Raw genomic sequence first — 5,633 nt, 5'->3', positions numbered from 1 at the left:
CCCAAGGGACTCGATGAATGGTTAAGAACCGGAAAACTGCCGGAACATCAGGAATTATTACCGACGATGAATTAGGTAATCAGCTACGTCTCTACCAATTTTGTAGGGACGTTCCCTGGGAACCTCTCTACATGTATAATGACGAAGGTCATCGAATAATTTTCGTTGACATCAAACAAGGTGGGAGCATCATGACTCTTAAAATGAATGTCGCTGACTTAAGCTGGGTTCGTAGTAGGCACTTTAGTGCCAGAAGCGCTAAAGCGCTGACTACAAACATTTCTTTTAAACGTCTGGCAGCAACAATTAGTTTAACCCTACTGGGTTGGACGCTACCCGCGAAAGCGCAACCCTTATCGGAGCAACAACTTCCCTCCAGTATCGATCAACTTACCAACCCGTCACAACTGGGACAATTTCAACAACGCCTTCAGCGAGAACAGCCCCTTTTGTATTTATTTTTACAATTAGAATCGGCTCAGACTGAAAATTTGCAACAGAAAGCCGAACAAGAAATCCGACGAATGTTGCAACAGCCGCCATCGCTACAACAGCAGTTATTCCAGCGACAAATACGAGAACCGTTGGATCTGGATAACTTGTAACGGCTGTATTTAGTCGCGAAATAAATTGAATTAGGTTCCCTGAAAACAATTATTTTATTTTTCTAGGGAACTTATTTTACTATTTACATCGATCATTTCTCTCTTTTTCTTGAGAGAAAATACCTCAGTTGTCTAATTCTGAGAAAACTATTTTTTTTGTAGCCTAAAAAAACCAAAGCAAATAGTATTGTTTCACAAATCAAACAAAACTAAAACAAATGTTAAGTATTATTAATTTGCTTGCCTAATTCGCTAACAAGGCTCTATTAATGGAACAAGGTAGAGAACATCGTGATGACAATCTATTCAAATCAAATAGACAGCACGATGTTAAGTTGAAACCCTGCTGTCAGAAAAAATACAGCAAATTCAACGATGACTGAATAAGGGTGTTGCTAACCATTTCGCAGAAGAATAAAGTGCTACTTTGGAGTACTTTCGTCAAATAGTCTTGGAGAACAAAAAATGTCACAAGTGTTCACGGTTCAAAACCGGAAAGACAGCGGACAAGGTTCCTTAAGAGATGCGATCGCGCAAGCCCAGTCAGGAGATACAATTAAATTTGCCTCTCGCCTGAAAAATAAGACCATTAAGCTGACCAGTGGTCAACTCGAAGTTGATAAAGACCTAACGATTGATGGGTCTAAGGCTTCAGGTCTAACCATCAGTGGGAATAACGCCTCCCGCGTTTTTTTTATTCAAGGTAGTCCACCATGGGAACCTGTAGAGGTTACCATCAAGAATCTAACCATTGCCAATGGCAAGACTAACAAGAAAGGTTTAGATGGTGCAGGGGCTGGAATTTGGACAGAAGGTGGGACAAAACTAACGGTAGAAGATAGCGAATTTCGGAATAATCATGCTAATGGTGAAGGTGGTGGTGCCATCTTTGCTGGTTGGCGCAGTAACACGACTGTAATTGACTCTGAGTTTGAGAATAATAGCACATCGGGAAATAGTCAGACCGGTAAGGGTGAACGAGGTGGTGGTGCGATCGCAGTTGGTAGTGAAAGTTCTCTCACCGTCAAAGATAGTGAGTTTACGGAAAATACCGGAACCAATGGTGGGGCGATTAACACCGTTTTGGGGGGATTAATCGTCGAAAACTCCACCTTCACCGATAATGACTCCACTCCCGGTGGTTCCTTTGGTCCCCATACAAAGGGCTATGGTGGTGCAATTTTTACCGATGGTGCTTCAGTTACAACTAATAGCAGTACCAAGGGCAAAATTGAGATTCGCAATAGTCGGTTTGAGGGTAATAAAGGAGCCGGACAAGGAGGAGGACTGTTTTTATACGCCTATCCGGGCGACGAAGTGATTATTGAAGATAGCACAATCATCGATAATCAGGTGATCAAAGATTCCAAAGGTGATGCTCTTGGCGGTGGAGTGCGGCACGGGAATAGTAAATTGACCGTGCGTAACACCACCTTTGCTGATAATCGGGCGCTGGTGCAAGGCGGTGGTTTGTGGACAGGAGGGAAATCGCCTGTCACGATTGACAACAGTATTTTCTACGGCAACGAAGCCAAGTCAACCAATGGTAAGAAGGGTTTGGGAGGAGCAATCCTCTTAGGGAATGGTTCTAATCCAACCAAGATTACTAGCACCACGATTGCCAATAATTATGCTGGTTTTCAAGGTGGAGGATTCTGGGGCGGTGGCAACAATGTTACCCTCAAAAAGACCCTAGTTGCCGATAACTTAGCCAATAATGGTGGCAACAAGTGGAATATTTACCATCACACCGGTAAAGTATTTAGTGATGGGGGCGGTAATTTTCAGTCAGAAGATCCCAATCCTAACGATACAAAGATAACCGCGAAAGCCAAGCTGCTAGACCCTGAATTAGGAGCCTTTACCGATAATGGAGGTGCCGTACAAACCGCCCCAATACCAGGCAATCCAGAGGTGACAGGAGGTGCTACACTGGCTCCGACAGCAGGTGGCAATAGTTTGAGCAATAATGAACTCCAGTTAGTCGCAGCGGTTGCTGATCAAACGACTGACGTAGACGAACCCTTGAGTTTTGATGGCAATAATCAGGATACTACACCTGCCCAAAATGACTCCATCCTAATCACTGAAGGAGAACCCGAACTCATCGACTTGCAAGATAAAACCAGTTCGGTATCTGCGAAGTTTTTCAATATTGAGAGTGATGCTGGTTTTAACAATTCCGTCGGTTTTTATGCGGTTGAAAATGAGCAAGGAGAGGTGAAAGATAAAGTAACGGGTGAACTGATTAGTCCAGATGAGGCAGGGTATGCTGAAGCGGCTTTAGCTCAACAAGTTGTTGGCGACATGAACCGAAATACCGGAATATTTGAAGCAGAATTCCAGCCAGGAACCATTTTAGCGCCTTACATTATCGCTAATGGCACGACAGAAGAATGGCTGGAAACCAATCCAAATAATCAGCGCCTTGGTTATGCCGATCCCACTGCCTACTTTGCCTATTTAGGCGCTAATCCTGATGGGAAAGATCATGTCCGTCTACTAGGTGAGAATAAGTTTGGCTTTGAAGATTTATTTGGCGGCGGTGACTTAGATCATGATGATATCACCTTCGAGGTTGATTTAACGGTTGCCTAAATTTTCTGACCCGATTGGGTTGTAGAGACGCGCCATGGCGCGTCTCTACACGATGCGTCTCTACTTGACGATCGCGCCAAAATCTGCCAATACTCGTGCGTGGTTTCGCAGTAACCCCAATAGGTTCAACCGATTGCGGCGAATCTCTGGATTTTCGTCCATCACCATGACCCCAGCTTCCTTATCATCAAAGAAGGTACTCACAATTGGCGTAACCTCTGCCAATGCATCAACAATTTGCTGATAATTACGCTCTTGTTGTGCCGCTTGGGTACGGGGAACTAACTCGACTAATGCTTCATAAAAAGCAGGTTCACTCGATTTTTCAAACAAATCGGGACGCACAACCGCTTTGGGATCTAACTGTTGGAAATCTAAGTCTCCTTGCATCGATAACCGCGCCGAACGGTTTACGGTTTCGTAGATTTCATCCAGCTTGCCGTTATTCCGAATCCCTTGCAGGAACAAGGCGCGATCGCGAACATCTAACACGTCTTTTAATGCTCGTTGGGTATACTCGCGATCGTTCTCTCCCAGAACCGCATTCACTAAGTCATAATCAATCCTCTGTTCGTCTTGCAGCAAGGTGCGAATCCGTTGGATGAAAAACTCTTGTAAGGCTTCAACGGGCGATGATTTCTCGGAATAGGTGGCGACAAAATCAGCAGAAATATCCTGCAATAGCTGATCTAAATTAATCCCTAAATTCCCCTCCCAGGTAATATTAACTACCGCATTTGCGGCACGGCGTAAGGCAAAGGGGTCAGAGGAACCGGTGGGAATCATGCCTAATCCAAAGATACTCACCAATGTATCTAGGCGATCCGCCAATCCCACCACTTGACCGATTAATGTTTCTGGTAACTTGTCCCCAGCACCTCTGGGTAAATAATGCTCAAAAATCGCCGTGGCTACCGCCTCAGATTCACCACTGGCTAGAGCATACTTTTGTCCGATGACACCCTGTAATTCAGGGAATTCATAGACCATTTGGGTGACGAGATCCGCTTTACAAAGGGCGGCGGCGCGAATAATATCATCCCATTGGGTTTGTGACACTGCCAATTGCTCTGCAATCCGTGAGGCGGTTTTTTCGATCCGCCCTACCTTTTGACGCATTGACCCTAATTCATCTTGGAAGGTGACGGTTTCTAACTTGGGTAAATAACTCTCTAGGGGTGAGGCTAAGTCTGTTTTATAGAAATACTCACCATCCGCTAAACGGGCGCGAATCACTCGTTCATTTCCGGCGGCAATAATATCGGATTTTGCCGGATCACCATTCGACAAGGTAATAAAATGAGGCAGTAATTCAGTCGCTGTTTCATCCTTGAATACGGGAAAGTAGCGCTGATGCTTTACCATCACGGTTTTCACCACCTCTGGCGGTAGGATTAAGTATTCTGCATCAAATTTGCCGACAATGGCGGTGGGATATTCGACTAAATCCGTGACTTCATCCCATAATTCCTTATAGAGTAGGGTATGACCATTGAGTTTTTGGGCGGCTGACTGAACTTGGTCTTGGATGATTTGTTTGCGCCGATCGCGTTCTACAATCACAAAGGCTGATTCTAGGGATTTTACATAGTCCTCAGCCTGGGCAATAGTTACTGATTCGGGATGTAAGATCCGATGTCCACGGGATGTGCGATCGCTGTTTATCGTTTCTGAACCATTGACTAATTCAATCGGCAATACGGTATCATCCAGCAGCGCCACCAACCAGCGAATCGGGCGAGAAAACTTCAAGTCTCCATCCCCCCAACACATAAACCGCTTCCCTTCTAAGCCAAAAATCCATTGGGGGATGACTTCGGGGAGAATTTCAATCGCCGAACGACCGATTATTTTCTTGACAACAAAGACAAATTCCCCTTTATTCGTCTCTCGGATTTCTAAATCATCAAGGCTAACGCCCTGTTTGCGGGCAAACCCTTCGGCGGCTTTGGTGGGTTTCCCGTCTTTAAATGCGGCTTTGACAGGGGGTCCTTTGACTTCCTCTTCGCGATCGGGTTGTTGACGGGGTAATCCCCGAATTAGTACGGCTAGACGGCGAGGAGTGCCGTACACCTGGATACTCTCAGGAGTCAGGAGTTGTTCATCAAGGCTTTGTGACAGGCGCGACTGCCATTGTTTAATCGCACTCTCGACGAAATTTGCGGGTAATTCTTCTGTACCGACTTCCAATAAGAATGTGGACATAATGCGATCGCGCTTCGTGGATAAGGATTGCGTGTGAGTAGGATGAACGGCTAGCAGAGTCTAGTGGCTGCCAGTTTTCCTAGTTTAACTTGTCCGCCGTAAGTCCCCCGTCATAATTTTAAATTTGACGGTGGGATATAAGGCGGTTTTAGTATAATAGAGATGCAAACGGTTATACAGGAATGTTCTTCCGGGCTTGTGAGAGTGAAAGGTAGGCTTATACGC

At 45.3% G+C, this 5,633-nt stretch carries 3 protein-coding genes; 2 read left to right on the top strand and 1 reads right to left on the bottom strand.

Features of this window, described 5'->3' with window-relative positions; translation table 11 throughout:
- Positions 1-17 precede the first annotated feature (17 nt).
- Both RIC07_RS37155 and RIC07_RS37150 read left to right on the top strand, forming a co-directional pair.
- Complete coding sequence (locus RIC07_RS37155) at positions 18-605, top strand: hypothetical protein (protein ID WP_446398895.1); 588 nt, start codon at positions 18-20, stop codon at positions 603-605.
- Between the two features lie 465 nt (positions 606-1,070).
- Entirely contained in the window at positions 1,071-3,203 is a 2,133-nt protein-coding gene (locus RIC07_RS37150; RefSeq protein ID WP_446398894.1) for a DUF4114 domain-containing protein, read from the top strand.
- 60 nt (positions 3,204-3,263) lie between these two features.
- Here RIC07_RS37150 and glyS read toward each other — a convergent pair whose 3' ends face one another.
- A complete protein-coding gene (gene glyS, locus RIC07_RS37145; protein WP_446398893.1) occupies positions 3,264-5,408 on the bottom strand; it encodes a glycine--tRNA ligase subunit beta in 2,145 nt (714 codons plus the stop codon).
- Between the last annotated feature and the right edge of the window lie 225 nt (positions 5,409-5,633).

The organism is Coleofasciculus sp. E1-EBD-02, from assembly GCF_040218245.1.
GTDB lineage: Bacteria > Cyanobacteriota > Cyanobacteriia > Cyanobacteriales > Coleofasciculaceae > Coleofasciculus.
This window is presented reverse-complemented; position numbering and strand designations above follow the sequence as displayed.